Raw genomic sequence first — 18,348 nt, 5'->3', positions numbered from 1 at the left:
TGGCCCTTATCCCGACGGTTTCCACGCTGTTCGAGGAATTAAATACCTGAGATTTCAAACCGAGCGCCGCCGTCGCGGCCGGTTGTGACCTCGATCTCCCACCCGTGGGCCTCGACGATGCGTTTGACGATCGCGAGCCCGAACCCGGTACCATCCTGGTTGGTCGTGTATCCGCTCTCGAAGACATCGTCTCGTTCGTCCCTCGGAATACCCGGGCCGGTATCCTCGATGTAAAAGCCACCGTCGAGGGTCCCGACACGAACTGTAACCCCGTCGCCCCCGTGTTCGATCGCGTTCCGGTACAGATTCTCGAACACCTGGACGAGCCGACTGTGATCTGCGCCGAACTCTCCACTCGACTCGATCTCGAGCGAGGCGGCTTCAGTTGCGACGTTGTTCCAGGCGTGGGTAGCGACTGTGCGAAGCGCAACCGGCTGCGTCTCGCCGACGGCATCGCCCTCGAGAGCGAGTGTCAACATATCCCCGATGAGTCGTTCCATCCGATCCAGCGCCCGCTCGATGGCGTCGATGTGCTCTAGTTCGCCGGTCATCTGTATGAGTTCCAGCCGTCCTTGGGCGACGTTCAAGGGATTCCGAAGGTCGTGCGAGAGAATACTGGCGAACTCTTCAAGCCGGTCGCGTTCGCGTCGAATGGTCGACTCGGCCTCGATGCGCTGGAGGGCCGTCGTGACGTGTGTTGCGAGCATCTCGGCGACCTCTTCATCACGGGCGGAGAACGCCGCTGGCTCGTAGGCAAACGCTTGTAGCACCCCGTACTCTCCGAGAGGGATGCTCAACAGCGCCCGTGGCTCCGCTGGGTCCGTGTCCGGCTGTGGCCCGCCGTCCTCAAGTGGGGACTGCGCTGCCGAACGCGTATCCGTCAGATCGTCGAGTCGGAGGACTTCCCCGGACTGGTAGCTCTGCCCCGCGTATCCGATGGTTGTAGACACGGGCATACGCTCCTCGATGGAGTCGGGGTCCGAACTGGCGGCCGGCACGAGCTGGTCGCCGTCCGCGATCGCGACACGGGCAACATCAGCGGGGAAGACGTCCACGGCCCCGTCTGCAGTACGTTGATACACCTGCTCGCGGGAATCCGCGCTCGTAATCTCGGTCGCCACCGCGTGTAACTGCGTGACTTTCGACGTGTGGTCCCGAAGCTGCCGTTCGGCCGCTTTCCGGTCGGAGATGTCCTGAATGACGCCCGTGAAGAGGTGGTTGTCATCCACGACGTATTCACCGAAGCTGATTTCGACGGGGAATTCCTCGCCATCGGCTCGGAGCCCGGCCAATTCGAGCCCGTCCCAGTCGACAGTTCGACTTCCGTCGGCAAGGTACTGAGACAGCCCCTCGAGGTGTGACTCACGGAAGCGGGTGGGCATTAGCATGGTCAGCGGCTCGCCGACGAGGTCGGTCGTGGGATAGCCGAAGAGCTCCTCGGTCGCGTCGTTTGCGTACCGAATCGTACTCGTTTCGTCGATCGAGATGACTGCGAACGACGAGTTTTCCGTGAGTGCCCGGAAGCGATGTTCCGAAAGTTCGAGCTGGTGTTCCCGCGCTTGCAGTCCCGTTGCATAGTAGCCGAGAAGGACGCCAGCTGCCATGAAGATGCCAGCGCCATTGAGATTCAACACGATCGGTTCCCCGGATGGAGCCTGTTCCAGCGAAATGATGAGCAGGAACCAGATATTGACGGCGACGCCGACGATGGCCCCACCCAGCGACCACATCGAAAGCTGCTTGATACGGGGCGGTGGAGCCGTTCTGGCGAGCCATACTCCGCCGACGATGAGTCCAATGCCGATGACAAACGGGAGGACGACTTCGATAAAGTCGATCAGGGGATCGTCGGTGTCTGTCGCGGCCCGGGCAAGTGTGAACAGGAGAAGCTGCTTTGTTGAATCCGATGACGGCGCGGGGATCACTGTTTGAGAGCTTGTTCGAGGTTGTAGACTGCGGCGGTCAACACGAGTTCGCGGAACTCGCGGTACCAAGCGCGAGGGTGGACAGCGGGGCCGAACCGACGCTTGATGGCCGAAAAGGCGGTCTCGGCCATCCACCGCTGGCCGTATAGCTCGCTGTCCAACCGTGCGTTGTGCGCGTGATCGTACGCAGCGAACAGCCGGTGACGTAGCAACGGCCGGACGCCCTCTGAACGGAGGGCGTCCCGGAGAGATTGGTCGTCATAGCCTTTGTCGCCGGCGAGACTCTCGATTTTCTCGGTGTTGCGAAGGGCGACTCGACGGCCAGTTTGGGTGTCGTGAGGCCAGTGTGCCGAGCAGTGAACATCAAGGATGGCACACGAATCTGTATCGACGAGTGCCGTCGTTTTGAGCGTGCGTATGTGGCGATCCGAGCGGTGTTGGTAGTGTCTCGATGCCGTTTCGCGGTCGAAGAACGTGGCATCGATGGCACCGTGCGAGCCCGGATCGCAGATGGTCGCAGACTCCCGAAGGAACCCGCGCCACACGGACATGGGCACCCTCTCAAACGACCGGTACAGCGTTGAGGGTGCGGGAAATGCCGTTCGAGCGAGCTGTAACAGACCACGAACACGATCCATTTCACTCGCCCAATCGACGATCTCGCGGTACGTCGCATCCATGTGAACCCGCAAAAAGTGGAGCGTCACATGCTTCCACCCGGGAAATCCGTTGCCAGTCGGATCACTCACCGCCGTTGGACTGGCGGCACAGCGCTTTTGAGCCAGCGACGCGGCTTGCTTAACGAAGCGGAAGAGTAGGTTAGTCACATTCGGCTCTTCCGCTTCGCTTCCACCTTCAGAGCGACGCTATCCCGTCGCCTTCTGCGGATTCAACAGAGCAGGAGAAGCGTAACTCCAAGGATGGCGACCGACCATCGACTCACTGCCTGAGACCAATCCCTCATCTGAAAAATATAGAAGGTGCTAGCTTCATAATTTGCCTGATTGAGAAGTGTGTGCCGCTACCATTTCGTCGTCGTCCGCCGTCTGGGGATCTATGCTGGATGCCGAAGCATTTGTATGCGTTGCATACGATGTAAACACTATGGGAACGATTTCGGCACGCGTCCCAGACGAATTAGAGGCCGAACTCGACGCGTATCTCGAAGACGAAAACCTCGACCGGAGTACGGCCGTTCGAAAGCTCCTCTCCGAGGGCCTCGAGGAGTGGCGACGCGAACGGGCCCTCGACCAGCTTTCGGCGGGGTCTATCACGTTCAGCAAGGCGGCTGAGCTGGCAGGACTGTCGGTCTGGGACTTCGCCCAGTTGGCTAAGGAGCGCGATATCACCTGGGTCGATGACGACCATCTCGACGCGGACCTCGAGGCGCTGTGAATGTGGGTCTTCGACGCCACGCCCCTCATCTACCTCGCGAAGGTCGACCGGCTCACGGTCGTCCAGGACCTCGAGGTGTCGTGTGTAATCCCCGAGCGCGTGTATGAAGAGGTCGTCACCACCGGCCTCGAAGAAGGGTTTCCGGACGCCCGTCGTATCGAACGAAGCGTCGACGCTGATAGGTTCGACATCGTGTCGGTTGAGACGACCTCGCTTCTGTCTCGGCTCCAAACAAACGAGAGTCTCAGCGACGCCGATGCTGCCGTCCTCGCCTGTGCCGGCGCCCACGACGGGGTGGCCGTGATGGACGAGACGTATGGGCGTGATGTCGCAGCGGCTGAGGGCATCACAACGAGGGGGACGGCGTATCTCATCCTAAAACTCGCGAAGGCGGGCACGATTAGTGGCGAGGAGGCACGGACCGTGATCGATGCGATGATCGACGAGGGCTGGTATTGTGCGCCCGATGTCTACAGCAAAATCGTCCAGACGCTCGAGTCCGTGTCGGATTGACCGACACGGGGCGACGGCGACGCGATGTCATAACAGAGCGGGCCGAACAGCCGCTACTCGGACTGCGTCCGCTCGATCCGTGTGAGACAATCGTCGATGAACTGCATCAACTGACGGGCGGCCCCCGGATCGAGCGAAACGAGTGTTCCGTGCTGGTCGTCGTACGGAAAGTGCATCACGACACCGTCCTCGAACGTTTGAATCGAACAGGTGAGGCCCCCAAGGCGGTACTGACGCTCCTGAGTTGGTTTGGCGAAGCTTTCCCAGCGGAGCTCCTCAACGATCTTCACGATCTCGTCATCGGAGTACTGCTCACGCACGTCATCTCGAAGGTGGACGATCTCATAGTTGTCTGCCGAGTAGTGGCCAACCGCACGCAAGGACTCACCGGCCCGCTGCTCGAGATACTCGGCCAGTTCGTGGGCGGCGGCGCGGGACATTATGTTCGAATTTGTAAGCCACGTTCAAATATCGTGTGGCAGTGGCGTAGCGCTCATTCGTCGGCTCGTCCATCGAGTTCGTTTACTCATCCGGAATTACTCGACGACGAGCGTCTGATAACACACCGGACAGGCAGTGCCATCGTCCGTTTCTTCGAGTTCCGTGTGTTCACCAGTCCAGTTACAGACTGGACACTGGAGTCGTTCTGCGTCGGTCATATGGTATTACAAATCCGCTCATCGGCGCAAAAAGAGTGGTGGACGGACTCAGTGGTTCGTCAGATATGGAGTTGCGGGTTCGCACTTCCCCGATTTACCTGTTTCATATTGAATGGTTTTCTGAGCGTACAGGGCGCGTATCGGCCACAGGTGTACACGAGTAGAATATATATCTGAGATATGTAGGGATTTTTGTTTACAGTCTACGGGCATATGGGTATGCCGACACTGGAAGATTGGATACTCTGGCTGCACATCGCCGCCGGGATGGTCGCTGTGTTGGCTGGCGTCGGTGCGCTCGTGACGAGCAAGGGCGGATGGCGACATCGGCAGGCTGGGAAACTCTTCCTGATATCAATGGGTGTCGTTGTTGCGACCGTGTTCGGTCTTCTAGCCATCAAGCCCACAACTTTCCGGATCATCCTCACGCTCGTTGCGATCTTCAGCGGCTATTTCGCGTTCTCGGGGTATCGGGTGCTCTCCCGGAAGCGACCGGCTGAGGACGCAGATGCGATCGATTGGGCTGCAACGGGAGCTGTTTTCCTCGCCTGTCTCGGTCTGGGAATGTGGGGGGTCACTGGGGCTCTCGGCGGGCAATCATTCGGAATCGTGATGATAGTCTTCGGTGGAATCGGCGTGGTGTTCGCTGCGTTCGACGCACGGATATTCCGTCAGGATGGGACCGAAGAGTGGATGGTGAGCCATCTCCAGCGGATGATCGCCGCGTTCATCGCGACGATTAGCGCTGTTTCGGCTGTCAATCTGACAACTGTCATCGGCATCTGGGCATGGCTCTGGCCGACTCTCGTCGGCGTTCCACTCATCGCCTACTGGTCGAATACCTACAGCACGGAGTGATCACACACTCAGTGCTGCCTGCTGAGGGTCTGGACTGTCCAATATGTGGATGAGCGGAGAAACCTCTCTCCGGTGTCCCGTCTCAGTCCCACTCATCGCTGATGCGTATCGGAATTTCATTCGCCGTGAACCGGGCGTTCGCAGTCCCACAGTTCGGACAGTCCTCGAGATACGCACACACCTGAATCGAGGCGGCTAACACTCGGTGAGCGCCGCAGATCGAACACTCGAACGTCGTGACGTACTGTACTGGCTCTGCAGACGTCCCTGTGCCCGCACTTCCAGTGTCCGAACCGGCTGCCGTCACGCGAACTTCCAACGTGTTCTCTGCCTCTTGTAGTCCATCGTCGAGTAGCGCTGCAAGATGATACAGCGATTCACAGACGGGTGAGCCGTGCTCGCCAGTGTGGTGTTCGTCGACGAACCAGTCACGAACGGTCGCGGCGGCTGTCCGATTGATCTTGAACGGTTGGGTTGTGTCCATCGTCGTTCGACCTCCATCCCCCATGGGAACGACAAACCTACTGAGTCAAGTATGGGGGTACAGGAGGATCAGTAGCACTCACTCAGATTTCGTTCGGCGGTTTCCACCCTTATCGACGATCCAGCCGTAGAAGTTTTCCCCCGTCTGGCCAGCACTCCGCCTGAAAGCCGTATGCTGATCGTGATCGTCATCAGGATCCGTTTCGATCTCGACGATCCGCGTCCCGCCACGCTTTTTTGCATACACGTCCGGACGGTGGCCGTTGATTGTCGGTGGCGTTCCGAACCCATGACTCGAGATGTGATCGGCTTTGACATCCCATCCTTCTCGGTCGAGTTCGCGGGCTTCTGCCAGTACGCCTTTGTCGTGAGCTTTTTGCTCTTCTCGGCTTCGGTGAGCCATACTAATCGTTTTCAAAGATTGTCTTTTAACCACTCTACTGTGTCGTCGCTGAATGTTGTTGCCCAGCGGCCACTCCCCGAGTCGGGCATCTTCGTGACCAATAATTCGTCATCGCTATCAATATGATCCTGTAGATTATCCCGAACATCTGAGGCACTGCTGGTACTCGTTGATACGAACCAGCTCGATTCTAATATGTGGGACCACCCTGAGTAGTCCTTGATAGCTTGATATAATTCCTCATAGTCCTTGACGTCCTTGAGGTCATAGCTGATCAAAAATACCGACGACATGGCTACTGATTGTCCATCTCAGAGCCGAGCGCATCACCGTGATAGCCACATTCTGGACACTCAAGAACGACACGGCGTTTCTCTTGTCGCTCCTTCGTGATTGATCCGCCAACGAGTGCGCCGAGGGTACCACCGATGACGGTACCGGCCGGCCCGGCAATTGATCCGACAGTTGCACCGCCGGCCGCACCGGTGGTTGTGCCGGCGAATGTGGCGCCGGTTGCGTTCTCTACCTCTTCGGGAGCGAGAATCGTTGCAACGGTTGCGTACGGCGAGTCGCACGCTGGGCAAGGGAGGTCGTTGATGTCGATACTGAGGTCATCTGTGGGTGGCGTACTCGTCATTGTGTTTTCCTACGCCGGTTTAGGCCCGCTGGCGCAGGGGCCGTCACGCACTGACCGAGATTCCATGCGGCTTTCACCACCTGGTGTCGGTATGGTGCGAGCGTAGATTCCCGGGGTCCGCCTCGCCGCCTTACGGCAGTAGATACAGGCGGATGCAACAGCCACGGTGGGTGATTTCAACCCATTAGAGACACTTGTCTGGCGACATAAAAACGCTCGCTCAGCGGGGTGAAAGTGGAACTACAGACAGGACTACGGCTACTGGAGATTCTAGAAGATGGGACCAAACAAGTGTCCCACCGTGGCTGTTGCATACCGTCCTCGAAATCATACGGGATTAAATCCATCGACACATGGCTGTCTGTATTCGTATGAAGAGAGGTTGTGGCTGCGCGCGCAGCGACCGGAGGGAGCGAGCACGGAGCGGTGGGTGGGGCGGCGGGGCGTCCACGGGCGGAGGTCGCCACGAAAAAACGGGGGGTGCCCCGCTCAGCGCAGGGTGTCCCGTTCCTCTTCGAGGCCGACACCCGGGTCGTCGGTGCCGTGTTCGGCTTCGTAGGCGTCGACGAGCTCCCGACTGTACCGCGCGATCCGGTTTCGGGACGTCGGCACGATCGTGCTCGCCGCCGCGGCGACCTGCGCTTGGGTGAGGTGCTTGCGCGAGAGCAGCCGATCCGCCGCGTACAGCGCCGACGCCGCGACGGTGCACCGTGGCGTTCCCGGTCCGACCGGCACCTGATCGCCGAGTTTCATCAGGTGTTGGGCCAGCCGCCACGTCCGCACTGCTCGCGCCCCGGGGATGACGTCGTCATCGAGGGCGTCGACGACCGCCATCACGGCGTTGGGCCTGATGAGTGGCGCGTCGAACCCGCATTCGCACCGTATCTTCCGCGCCGCAGCGCACACTCGCTCGTGGGGCGCTTTGGTGTGGGTCGCGACCGCGACGTCGATCTCGTCTCGGTCGACCGATGAGGCTCGCGCAGCCAGGAGGACGGCGCCGCCGGCGAGTGCCTCCCAGGCCATCCGCCCACCCGGTAGCCGCGCTTCCGAGGCGCTCCGGAGGAACTGTGCCGCCATCTTGACGACGTGGTCCGGCAAGCTCAGGTTGCCGCCGATCATCTCGACGTCCCGCAGCCCCTCGTTGAGCCGCTTCGTCCGCTTGCGCTTCTCGCCGAACTGCATCCGCTTGTGCCACTTCCGGAGGCGCTGGACCTTCTCCCACTGCTCGTTGCTCAGGGGATTACCCCGACCGTCGGTGTTCCGCCCAATCTTCGTGTGCAGGCCCTTGTCCGTCCGCAGCGGGTCCACCGTCTCGATGCTCTGGTCGGCGTCCCCGACTAGGCCCAGGTCGTTCAGCGTCGGGCTCAGGTCCACCCACTCGTCGGCGACGATCAGCCCACAGTCCGTGCAGAATGACTGCTCGTCTTCGGTGATCACCTGGCCCTCACACTCCGGACAGGTGGATCGCCCCGACGGCTCGTGTTCGACCGTCGGCTCGTGACTGCGTTCCTCGGTGGTCGTACTCTGTACGTCCGAAACCGTCTTTTCGCTCGCGTTGTTACTCGTCATTGCAGTATCCCGAAGGCGCTCACCACAGCGCCCGACTCCCCGTGTTCCAGCACGGGGGTTCCTCGACGTCACGACCGACAGAGCCGTCTGCGCGCTCTCGCTCGCGCCTTCGCGAGCGCCCTCCTGGGCGCGAGCGAGAGCGCGCCCGCACGGAGGGGCACAACCAGCGCCGCGCGCCGACCCGCCCGGAGCGAGCGGCCAGCGGAGAAAGCGTGGGGGGTGAGCAGCGACGCCGCGCAGCCCCCCGCGCTTTCCCGCTGGCGTCGAGGGCACATTCACTTTAGCCCGGCAGTCCGCCCGCTACTGCAGGCAGACCGCCCGGAATGGTCGGTCGCGAGCGACGCGGAGGGCGGCAGCGGCGAGCGGCGCGGGCCGTTCGAGAAACACCGGACAGCCGATGTCGTCGTTCGCTATCCCGAGCGCCAGCCTGGCGGACTCAGAAAGGGCGAGGCCGTCTCGACCGTTCTCCGATCCCGCAAGCACCGAGTCCAACGAGACGCGCAGCGTGGGTCGCGGGTAGTCGAGCGGTCGAGGGCTTTCTTTGCTGTCTCCGATGCCACGCGAGCAGGGAGCAGTATCTCACGAGCAAACTCGACGGACGTGACCCTGATGGCTAAGGGAGTTAGCTGTCGAGATCCCGCTAGTGTCGGTGAGCCGGCCAGTTACAGATGTCTCCGTCGCTGATGTGGCAGAAACCCATTACTCGTCCTGGAGTGCGGCGTAGATATCCGCATGCCGCCGGCCGTCGAGGGCCCCCATCTCGAGGGCAATCTTTCGACGTTCGGCGTCGCTCTCGGCCGCCTGATACCGCTCATACAGCTGGCGGACCTCGGCATCAACCGCTGTCGGGTCGCCATCGTAGACGTCGACGTCGTCGGGGGCAGCGAGATCGAGTGGCTCGTCTTCGAGATCCGCTTTGAGGAGGCGGAACCGCTGAGCGGTCTCGGCGCCGACCAGCTGCGTGACCGTCTCGAAGTCGAGTTGGTCGTCGTAGTACTTCGTCGCGACGAGCTCCCGGAACGGCTCACTGTCCGCGGTCTTGTCGAGATACTTGCGGAGGGCCTCGATGAGCAGGGCAGATCGGTTCGTGTCGTAGACCTCCGCAATAGCGTCGAGGCGCTCGACGAGCGACGCCGGCGAGTGAAAATGAACTCGCTGCAACTCGTCGCTTGGGTCCATACGATGCGTACGTTTCGGACAGACGCTGGTAACGGTTTCGGGGCTGTACAGTACACGCTCTGAGCGTCAGGAATCGGGAATGTCGAACTCAATCGTCACTCTGTGCGGGCAGCTCTGCCAGGAACCGGGTGGCTGTTGTCCCGATTCGGACGCCGTCGACGTTGTCGACGTCAAGGTCCGCCGTAGCAGTTCGAAACGGATACTCCTCAACGAGAACCCGATAGATAACGGTCCGAATAGTCTCCGAGCCATATCTGTCGACGACAGTCGCCATCGCTTCGGCTAGGTGGGCGTTTTGGTGGTCCACACGTGGGTGCTCTGCTCGCTCGAGAACAAGGTCGACGACGTCATCGATCGGTGGATGCTCGGGGTTCCCGGTGCGCTCACGAACGTCATAGAGTGGCTCAGAGCCAGTCATCATACTTACTCCGTCGCGTCCTCGTTCGTGTCTTCCGCCGCTGGCTCCAGCCGTCGCTGTCGACGAATCTCTGCGAGCGTGTCCTCCAGCGTCCCGAGAGCCCTAATGGCTTCGAGTTCATCGGTAATCTCTTCTAGAAGGCGGGCTCGCTCGATTGCGTCTGCATCGCCGGCGGTCGTCTCGATTGCCTCGACGCGAAGCCGGCGCTCCTCTTGCCACCCACAGTCCCAGCACGTCCGGACGACGTCGAGACGCTCGTCTTCAGCAGCATCGAGAACCGCGTCGGACAGTGACGTCGACGGCAGTCGGTCCGGCCCGACCTCGAGTGTGACCGGGCCACCGCACTCAGGACAGTCCATACCCTACAGGATGCGCGCCGCGGTCATCAACATCAGGGACCCGTGAGACGGACTCACAGAGAGGGCTCTCGAGGAAGCAAACCGGATACGTCAGGCTGGTCGTTGGGACGACAATCGCCCCGGTGACTCAGTAGACGATACGGTTCGTTTAAACTGATACATTCCGAAAGTCAGGACTCCACAGATGGCCCCTCGGCCTGAGAGAGCCGGCGGCCTTCGCACACTGCATATCGCCTCTTTCTTTGGACGAAAACCGCGATATGCAAGGCGAAATAACGCGCTCAAATCGCAGAATAACCTCGTCGGGCCGATTTGAGACAGTAGAAAATACCTCGACGAGCTCCCGGCTCACTACTATTTCACTAAAATTGCTCGACCACGGGGTAAGCGGGGTAAATTCGGGAAGTACTGATGAGAGATACGAATAGCCCTGTGTCAAGAACGCCTCGCTGGATGTCCACGTGCCCCTTGGAGATGACGAAAGAAAACCCTGATTCCCGCGAATTCGGGACGTTAAACCCACTCAAAATTGCCCGACGGGGTTTCAGTACAAGCGAGACAGCACTACAATCCCATCCTCTCGATATCCTGAGAGGACACTCGTCCACAGCCCGAACTTGGTAGTAGACACGCACGGAGGTTAACCAACAATTCGAATCGAAAACAGTGCCTGTTGGTTAATGATCTACCCCCTCCACTGTTTCCGAAGCTTTTGCTGTCTTTGTCCGTCCGACACAAGGCTTTTCGAGCGTCTCCGAGGAATCACGACTATGCGCCGCCGTGCCCTCCTCGCGACCGCCGCCACATCCCTCCCCGCAGTAATCGCTGGCTGTACCAGCCCCGGTGGGTTGGGGGGAAGCAACGCCGCTGCAGAAGCCCCTACAGCACGTCTCGAACTGACGACGATTGCCGACGCGAAACTCCCGACGAAAGTTCTCTATACAGTCCGCCCCGCTGAAGGCAACGACGAAACGGCGCAACTGTTCGATCGGATTCTCGACGGTGGCGCGACAACGAAGGCGACACGGTCGCCACTGCCCGAACAGCAACACATCGCCTACCAAGACGGCGTCTACGAGCTGGCGTACGAGGTGATCGAGGAAACGCCGGCTACCAGATACTCCGTGAAAGTGGATATCGTCACCGGATCGGTGACCGAGGCAGAGGCTATCCAGTTCGCTGACCTCCCCGAAGTTGATCAAGAGGAATTTGCTGCCCACGGACTCGCTGATGGTGACCCGATCGGAATCGGGACGACGTTCCTCTATACAGATGCCGAGCGCGAACAATCCGTCCTTGTCCCCGAGTCGGAGTACTCGTACATCATCTGGGACGACGGAACAGAAGCCGAATGGGTCATCGACGACGCTTACGACACGACGCTGAACACCTATCGCTACACGGCTGACCAGGTGGCAACAGCCGCCGAGTACGGCCAACAGATGCGCGAGCGGTTTACATTCGAACTTGCGGAACTTCCAGAAACCCAGCGAGAGATCGTCGAGACGGCGATCTCAGATGGACCGTACGTTGTCAGGCCCGATGAGACGCCGTCTGATGCGCTCGTGGCGCTCGCAGACCGGTTTCGCGGACACGAACAGGCCCACGGGCACGACGAAGACGGTGAAGGTGACCTGAGCGGCACGTATCTGGTTCGGTATCAGGGCGACGTGTATTGGACAACACTCGTCGTCCAGCATAATGCGTTCCAGACGACATCAGCAAGTTGATTTGGTCTATTCTGCTGGCACTTCTTGACTGGGATCGGAACGATATCCGACGAGAACTCAACGGAACACGTGTAGTCGGTATCACGGACTGGACCTGACGAACCCCCTCCCCCCTTTTTCGAGTTGTAAACTCGTCACGGCGGGGTGGGGGTGAACAGCAAGAGGGACTGCAAACCAGCCGGTTGTGGCGGAAATACGCAATAGAGAGGCTGAGTATCTTATTCTCTAACTTGTAACTAGAAATACGAAAGTTTATGTTGAACGTTACCTTACCACAACCGTACTAGGGACAAAGTAAACATATCGTCTAGCTCAGCTAGACGATTGATATCTCGGGATGTAGATTCCTTCCTCATCTCGTCCGTGGTTCTGATTCTGTGTATAATCCCGTCTCGACACCTCTACGCCAATTTCAGATATCTCAACTCTCGCTATGCTACGTCTTGGGTGATCTGTTCTCCCGCGACTTACAACTCGAAAAAGGGGGGAGGGGGTGAAACATTCGAGATCACCAAAGCAGCTTCACCAGCAATCATGTCTGAAACCCAGTATTCCTCTCATTCGTGAGCGGGTCCTACGAGCGTCGTTCTTTCGCAACCATTCTGGCGCTTACTACTCGAAAACGGGGAGTGTGAGCAAGACCGTATCACTCTGAGCTTCATTCACGAAATCTGGATTATGTGGATTTTGTTCCGAGACCCCACCTCGACTCACTTCTCCTTACAATGTGAGTGTGGGAGCATCGAACCAGGTGTGTTACCGCCCCCCAACATCTTACAACTCGAAAACGGGGGGCCCGGGTCATCGAGGAAGATCGACGACAGCGAGCTTCGTCGAACCGTTACAACTCGACAACGGAGGGTGATAGATTCCGAAAACGGTATTTGGCCCATACAGAGGATACGGGGCTGTAGTCGTTAGATTGCCTGTTTTCGCCCGGTTACAACTCCACAAGGGTCCATATTTTTATACCCAGAGTTCGAGGGGGTTCATAATGGGACGAGAGGGACGTAGAGCAGGATCGAATAATCCGGAAGGTGAGGAGGATCGTCAATCTTCTGCTGCTGATCCTGAAAATCCCGAGTCGATGGATGAGGAGGTGGAGTCTCCTGGCACGTCACAAACGACCTTCCGAAACGGATCAGATTCCGCCGATTCGTCTCAAGATGCAACTAATGGCGACGGTGGCGGCATCTCAATTCGTGATCGGCTCCAAACCGAGTCGTCCGGTGGCGTTTTCGCGAACAAAGACCTCGTCCGGTCAGATACCATCATCGATGAGGACCGTATCGTCGGTCGTGACGACCAGCTAGGCCGTGTCGTCGACAACCTAAAACCGGTCCTCCAGAATGAAGGGATCCCGGATATGCTTCTGAGTGGTCCTTCTGGAACTGGGAAGTCGCTCATCATTCATGCGGTCTGCAAACAGATCGTCGAACTGTGTGAATCCCAAGGCAAGACCTTCGGGGTCATTTCAATCAACTGCGAGGGGCCGAAGACAGCAGATCGGGCTGTCTATCGGTTAGTCAAAGCTGCTGCCGACGACCTCGGCGTTGATCCTGGTGTTCCCCAAACCGGCGTCTCAACGGATCAGAAGCTCGAGAGACTGTATGAACTCATGCGGGAGTACTACGACGGTGTCATTTTCATCCTCGATGAGATCGATATGCTCGAGGGGCCGTATCAGGAAGCAGAGTACAATTCTCTCATCTACCAGCTTTCACGGGCTCGCAAACTCGCCGATTTTGATGGTCCCATCTCGCTCACGACGATTACGAACTACGCCGACTTCATGAAGGACCTCAACAGCCGCGCACAGAGTTCTTACAATCCTGACGATATCTTCTTCGACGATTACGATGCGACGCAGCTCCGTAGTATTCTCAAACATCGGCGAGACGCCTTCAAGCCAGAATCACTTGCAGATGACGTCGTTCCGCTTGTTGCTGCGTTCGGCTCCCAAACGCACGGGGATGCACGGAAAGCGATTGATCTCCTCAGGTGGGCGGGCGAATTAGCCGAGCGGCGTGGAGCTGACACAGTTACCGAGACTGATGTCCGTGAAGCTCAGGAGAAATACACTGAAAACCGCAAGCTCCGGCATATCAGCGGCATTTCGACTCAAAAGAAACTCTCCATCTACGCTGTGGCGGCCACTGCCAACTACGCAAGAGAACATCCTGAGTGGATCCCTGCTGGACCTGCGTTCAAGACGTATCAATTCATTGCCGACACGATGGATGCGGACCAGTACAGCCGCGAGACGTTCGTAAATCACGTCACAGAGCAGAGTACGTACGGTGTACTGGACTTCGAGCGTCGGGGCAAGGGGCGAGGCAGAGGAGTGCATATGTATTTCTCCCTCTCCGAAGATCCGGAAACGATCATGGAGACGATCCGTGAGGATTCCCGGTTCGAAGATCTAGCTCACGAAGAGGCGACTATCAGCGCGGTTGTCCGCGAACGGCTGAAGCAGTTCCGGAGTAAGAACTGATCTCGCCCGTATTCTCCCCGCACTTACTTCTCGAAAACGGGGGGTGTTCGTATCCCGCGCGATGCGTTACAACTCGAAAATGGAGGATGTCAGTCGTCGGGATGTCTCGTTACTACTCGAAAACGGGGGGGTGGGTGAGCTAAGAGATTTGACTTGCCGGTCGATGTACTGTGCTTTCCCCTTTCCCTCTCCCATTTACAACTCGAAAACGGGGGGTGTGTCCTACGATTTCTTTGTCGTCGGGACCATCGATGATGGGGAGACGGTGGAGAAACGACGGAAACGCGGGGGGTGTGGCCCCTTCAAAATCAGCGTCACCCCCTCCACCCACATCCAGTTACGACGGAAACGTGGGGTGGGTGTCCTCCCTCATCGAGTTTTACTCGTCCGGGGTGACCGGACCCATTCACACTGAGGGGTGTTGGACAAACCGATCCCATTCACACTCTGGGGGGTGTCGTCTGCGACGTCTCTACTAGTACTGAAAAGAACATCAGACTACAGTTCAATCTCGTCTACTCGTCGGGATTCACTGGCCCCTTGTACTTCGACGTCACCGAATCGCCTTCCCGCCACTGCCAGTAGTAGTAGCGGTTGTCGTTGATCTCCTTGATCGTGATCGTCGCCTTCGCTGGCACGTCGTCTGGGAGGTCATCGGGGCGCTCCTCGACGTCGGCGTCGTCCGCTTCCTCCTCGAGACGAGCTTCCCGCTCTTTGTGTTCGGCCAACGCCTCGGCGTAGCTGGCAACGTCCCGAAGATGCTCCGGTGTGGCTTCATTGAGCGTGTTGACGATCTCCGTCGGGAGGTTCGCCGGTGGGTTCGGGGGTTCGTAGGACATCGGCTACTCTCGTGTTAACCAACACTGCCCACGAATCCATAGTTTTGTTGGTTAAGACGATGGAGACGACTCCCGTGCCTGCTGACTGTAACACTACTCGAAACTTCTTTATATACAAGTTTCGTACTATGTTACGCCGTGCTCCGGCGTATCGAACTCGAGGTCCTCGCCACGGTCGACCGCGGCGACACAATCTCCGAACTCGCGACGAAGCTCGACCACAGCGAGAGCTATCTCTCTCGTGCCGTCGGCGACCTCGTCCAGAAGGGGCTCGTCTACACGGAACGCGACGGCCGCCGAAAACGAGTCGTCCCGTCGGATGCTCGCGCCGTCGAACTCTACCAGGACCTCGTCCGCCAGCACTCCCACATCGACTTCCCCGAACTGCTGACCGGCAAGGCACTCGAGGTGTTGTACTACCTCGACCAGCCGCGAACCGTCTCCGAGATCGCCGACCGGAGCGACAACTACCGCAACACGGTCAACCGCGTCCTCAAGCGGTTTCGAGACCGGGGTCTCGTCGGGACCGTCGACGGCCACTACGAGTTCAACGCCGATTTCGACCGCCTCCATGAGTTTGCCCGTGAACTCGTTCATCATCTCCATCGCCAACGCCTCGAAGCCGTCGCCCCGAAGGGCACGATTCTCTGGGAGGACTACGACGAATTTCTCGCCCAGGCTGAGACGGAGATCGACGCCGAGGGATTCCACGAAACTGGCCTCGCTCGATTCGCGGCCTTCGACCTCCAGTTCCTGCTTACCGGCCACCGCTACTACGTCTACTCCGAGAACCTCGACGCAGTCTCGCCGGCGGAGCTCTGCTGTCACATGCTGCTGATCGACGACGGCAGCCGTCACCGCTCGTACTGTCTCCTCCTGCTCAGCCACGTCGACGTCGACGAGGCGGACCTCCGAGAGCAGGCGGCGAAGTATGGCCTCGAAGACGAAATCGACGCCTTGCTGCGCTACCTCGAGACGCACGGCGAGGTCGATGACGAGCGACTCCCGGAGTGGGACGAGTTTCAGGAGCTAGCGGCTGACTACGAGGTGCATCTTCCACAATGAGACCAACATTCGGACGCGAGTACATCGAGAACGAATTCCAGCGGATCGCGGATGGCCTCTCAGCCCCGCTCGCGGTCTACCTGATCGGTGGTGGCGCGATGTCGCTGCGCGACCTCAAGGGAGCGACGAAAGATATCGACCTGGTCGTCCCGGATGGCGACGCGTACGGTCAGCTGTGGGCCGTTCTGATGGACCTCGGGTATGCGGAGGTCCAGTCGCTGGATCCAGATTACCGGGCGCTGGGGGCGACGAGCTGCGTCGAGAACGACGATGGGTGTCGCCTCGACATCTTCAACCAGCAAGTCGCGAACAAGCTCGTGCTCACCGACGGGATGCAAGAGCGCAGCGAGCAGTTCCTCGACACGGATCGACTGACGGTCCGGCTAGTCAGCAACGAGGATATCTTCCTGTTCAAGGCGATCGCCGGCCGCGACGACGACATCGAGGACATGAATATGCTCGTGCAGGCCGGCCTCGATTACGACGTCGTCCGGGCTGAACTCGAAGCCCAGATCGAACGCCTGGGGGATGATCAGTTTGCCACGTTCGCGAACGAGGCCCTGGTCGAACTCGAGGAGCGGTACGGAGTGACAACGCCGATCGAGGGCCGGGTCCAGGAGCTCACGAATAGGTACTACCGGGGGCTCGAAGTCCTCCAGGCACTCGACGAACCGATTGCCGTCGACGAACTGGCCGCCGAACTGGAGCTGGATACCGACGAGGTTCACGACCGGCTCGCGTATCTCTCAACGTTCGACCGGGTCCAACGAGATGGCGATACAGTCCGTCCTGTGGAGTAGCTCAATCGTCGCCCTACGGGGAAGGAAGGCGGCCGTCTGGGCGGGGCACGCGACCCCGTTTGATCTCGTGATCGACGCGACGAAGGTGTTTGCAGCCGCCCTCGGGTGAGCGCTGCTGCCAGTCGGGACAGGTACACGATTCGTCGACGACGTCGACTTCGTACCTGTTGCCGGACGCGGACTGCACCTCGTAGCGGCCACCCTTCGAGAGGAGTGAGACGTCCATCGCTTCGGCGACGGCACGCTTCGTGCGGGGCTCAAGATCGTCCTCCGACTGTGCGTTCTCGTCGACGACCAGTCGGTCGCGAACGTCGCCCGTTCGGCCACCGTCGGGAGCGACGGCTTCCGCAGGCCCCCTGAGCCGCTCGTGGAGCACTTCCTCCACCGGATGGCCTTCCGGCCACAGGTAGTGGACCTCACGGCGCTCGCGATGGTCGTAGGAGCCGCACGCGGCTGCGCACCCAGTCCAGACGCGCCAGGCACCGAGCGCGGCCATCACGTCGACGATGGCGCGGGGAACCGTCTGGTGGTCGTCCGGGAAGAACACCCGGAATCGGGTACACGCCTCTTGCGGCGGGACGATCTCCCACCAGTCTTCGCTGGAGCCCCAGCTATTGTACATCCCCTCGTCGTTCCCGTAGCCGACGGTCACGCCGTCGATCGGCGTCCAGCCCGTCGGGAGGTGGTCTGCCTGCCCCTCGAGCACCCGGAGGACGGCGTATCGGAGGTACTCGTGGGCTTGGTTGTCTGTCGTTCGAGCGACCTGGTCATGCTGCTCGGCAACGTGCTCAGCTTCCTCGAGGACTGTCGTGAGATAGCGGTCAGTCATCATTCGGCGGAGGTCAGAACGCGCCTCCGCCCCTCGGCGGGCGCAGAAAAACTTCCAGAAACTGGAAGCCAATGTTGACATAGAGAATTGATCTGGCTCAATTAGGCGTCTGGCTTGGTACCTTTTGAGAACGAAATTTAATGTGCCACTAATTACTACATAACACACAAGATGATTCGGGGACTTATCGCGT

At 59.4% G+C, this 18,348-nt stretch carries 20 protein-coding genes and 1 pseudogene; 7 read left to right on the top strand and 14 right to left on the bottom strand.

The features are described 5' to 3' along the window. Nucleotides 1-38: 38 nt before the first annotated feature. Entirely contained in the window at nt 39-1,730 is a 1,692-nt protein-coding gene (locus tag EP28_RS13830) for a sensor histidine kinase (RefSeq protein ID WP_230455316.1), read from the bottom strand. Between the two features lie 191 nt (nt 1,731-1,921). After that, nucleotides 1,922-2,752 carry an IS5 family transposase gene (locus tag EP28_RS09380; protein ID WP_049983771.1) on the bottom strand — a complete coding sequence of 277 codons (831 nt, stop codon included), beginning with the start codon at nt 2,750-2,752 and terminating at the stop codon, nt 1,922-1,924. A gap of 277 nt (nt 2,753-3,029) precedes the next feature. On the opposite strand from EP28_RS09380, the gene EP28_RS09375 reads away from it, so the two are divergent. Further along, nucleotides 3,030-3,320 carry a UPF0175 family protein gene (locus EP28_RS09375; protein ID WP_049983770.1) on the top strand — a complete coding sequence of 97 codons (291 nt, stop codon included), beginning with the start codon at nt 3,030-3,032 and terminating at the stop codon, nt 3,318-3,320. Further along, nucleotides 3,321-3,833 (top strand): PIN domain-containing protein, encoded by a 513-nt coding sequence (locus EP28_RS09370; RefSeq protein WP_049983769.1) that lies wholly within the window; start codon nt 3,321-3,323, stop codon nt 3,831-3,833. 53 nt (nt 3,834-3,886) lie between these two features. Here EP28_RS09370 and EP28_RS09365 read toward each other — a convergent pair whose 3' ends face one another. Then, complete coding sequence (locus EP28_RS09365) at nt 3,887-4,273, bottom strand: DUF7522 family protein (RefSeq protein ID WP_049983768.1); 387 nt, start codon at nt 4,271-4,273, stop codon at nt 3,887-3,889. 96 nt (nt 4,274-4,369) lie between these two features. Then, a complete protein-coding gene (locus EP28_RS14670) occupies nt 4,370-4,492 on the bottom strand; it encodes a hypothetical protein (protein WP_255358272.1) in 123 nt (40 codons plus the stop codon). A gap of 219 nt (nt 4,493-4,711) precedes the next feature. Between EP28_RS14670 and EP28_RS09360 the strand changes: the two genes are divergently transcribed. Next, complete coding sequence (locus tag EP28_RS09360) at nt 4,712-5,350, top strand: DUF2306 domain-containing protein (RefSeq protein WP_049983767.1); 639 nt, start codon at nt 4,712-4,714, stop codon at nt 5,348-5,350. A gap of 82 nt (nt 5,351-5,432) precedes the next feature. On the opposite strand, the gene EP28_RS09355 is transcribed toward EP28_RS09360, so the two are convergent. The 8 genes and pseudogenes from EP28_RS09355 to EP28_RS09325 form a co-directional block, all read right to left on the bottom strand. Then, nucleotides 5,433-5,834: a hypothetical protein gene (locus EP28_RS09355; RefSeq protein ID WP_049983766.1), complete on the bottom strand. Its 402-nt coding sequence runs from the start codon at nt 5,832-5,834 to the stop codon at nt 5,433-5,435. 78 nt (nt 5,835-5,912) lie between these two features. Continuing rightward, entirely contained in the window at nt 5,913-6,236 is a 324-nt protein-coding gene (locus EP28_RS14165; protein ID WP_155118459.1) for a hypothetical protein, read from the bottom strand. Nucleotides 6,237-6,247: 11 nt separating this feature from the next. Continuing rightward, entirely contained in the window at nt 6,248-6,529 is a 282-nt protein-coding gene (locus tag EP28_RS14770; protein WP_080506124.1) for a hypothetical protein, read from the bottom strand. Nucleotides 6,530-6,531: 2 nt separating this feature from the next. Next, nucleotides 6,532-6,873, bottom strand: a complete 342-nt coding sequence (locus EP28_RS14160; RefSeq protein WP_155118458.1) for a glycine zipper domain-containing protein — start codon at nt 6,871-6,873, stop codon at nt 6,532-6,534. Between the two features lie 489 nt (nt 6,874-7,362). Further along, nucleotides 7,363-8,442 carry a transcription initiation factor IIB gene (locus tag EP28_RS09345; protein WP_049983764.1) on the bottom strand — a complete coding sequence of 360 codons (1,080 nt, stop codon included), beginning with the start codon at nt 8,440-8,442 and terminating at the stop codon, nt 7,363-7,365. 834 nt (nt 8,443-9,276) lie between these two features. Beyond that, a pseudogene (locus EP28_RS13815) lies at nt 9,277-9,621 on the bottom strand (ribbon-helix-helix protein, CopG family); the annotation flags it as partial. 88 nt (nt 9,622-9,709) lie between these two features. Beyond that, entirely contained in the window at nt 9,710-10,039 is a 330-nt protein-coding gene (locus EP28_RS09330; protein ID WP_049983806.1) for a DUF8158 family protein, read from the bottom strand. A gap of 5 nt (nt 10,040-10,044) precedes the next feature. Next, nucleotides 10,045-10,398 carry a DUF8105 family protein gene (locus EP28_RS09325; RefSeq protein ID WP_049983762.1) on the bottom strand — a complete coding sequence of 118 codons (354 nt, stop codon included), beginning with the start codon at nt 10,396-10,398 and terminating at the stop codon, nt 10,045-10,047. A gap of 770 nt (nt 10,399-11,168) precedes the next feature. On the opposite strand from EP28_RS09325, the gene EP28_RS09320 reads away from it, so the two are divergent. Together EP28_RS09320 and EP28_RS09315 are read left to right on the top strand one after the other, a co-directional pair. After that, nucleotides 11,169-12,128: a hypothetical protein gene (locus EP28_RS09320; protein WP_155118457.1), complete on the top strand. Its 960-nt coding sequence runs from the start codon at nt 11,169-11,171 to the stop codon at nt 12,126-12,128. A 1,087-nt stretch (nt 12,129-13,215) separates the two neighbouring features. Beyond that, entirely contained in the window at nt 13,216-14,622 is a 1,407-nt protein-coding gene (locus EP28_RS09315) for a Cdc6/Cdc18 family protein (RefSeq protein WP_049983760.1), read from the top strand. A gap of 515 nt (nt 14,623-15,137) precedes the next feature. On the opposite strand, the gene EP28_RS09310 is transcribed toward EP28_RS09315, so the two are convergent. Then, entirely contained in the window at nt 15,138-15,461 is a 324-nt protein-coding gene (locus EP28_RS09310; protein WP_049983759.1) for a DUF6788 family protein, read from the bottom strand. A gap of 138 nt (nt 15,462-15,599) precedes the next feature. Between EP28_RS09310 and EP28_RS09305 the strand changes: the two genes are divergently transcribed. Then, a complete protein-coding gene (locus EP28_RS09305; protein ID WP_049983758.1) occupies nt 15,600-16,526 on the top strand; it encodes a MarR family transcriptional regulator in 927 nt (308 codons plus the stop codon). After that, nucleotides 16,523-17,326 carry a DUF6036 family nucleotidyltransferase gene (locus EP28_RS09300; protein WP_049983757.1) on the top strand — a complete coding sequence of 268 codons (804 nt, stop codon included), beginning with the start codon at nt 16,523-16,525 and terminating at the stop codon, nt 17,324-17,326. Before EP28_RS09305 ends, EP28_RS09300 begins: the two co-directional genes overlap by 4 nt. Before the next feature lie 13 nt (nt 17,327-17,339). On the opposite strand, the gene EP28_RS09295 is transcribed toward EP28_RS09300, so the two are convergent. Further along, the gene (locus tag EP28_RS09295; protein ID WP_049983805.1) at nt 17,340-18,155 is read right to left on the bottom strand and encodes a hypothetical protein; all 816 of its coding nucleotides are present in this window, start codon (nt 18,153-18,155) and stop codon (nt 17,340-17,342) included. Nucleotides 18,156-18,348: the final 193 nt, after the last annotated feature.

It is taken from the genome of Halorubrum sp. BV1, from assembly GCF_000746205.1.
Taxonomy (GTDB): Archaea; Halobacteriota; Halobacteria; order Halobacteriales; family Haloferacaceae; genus Halorubrum.
Note: the sequence above shows the minus strand (reverse complement) of the source record. Positions and strands in the feature narration are given on the sequence as shown.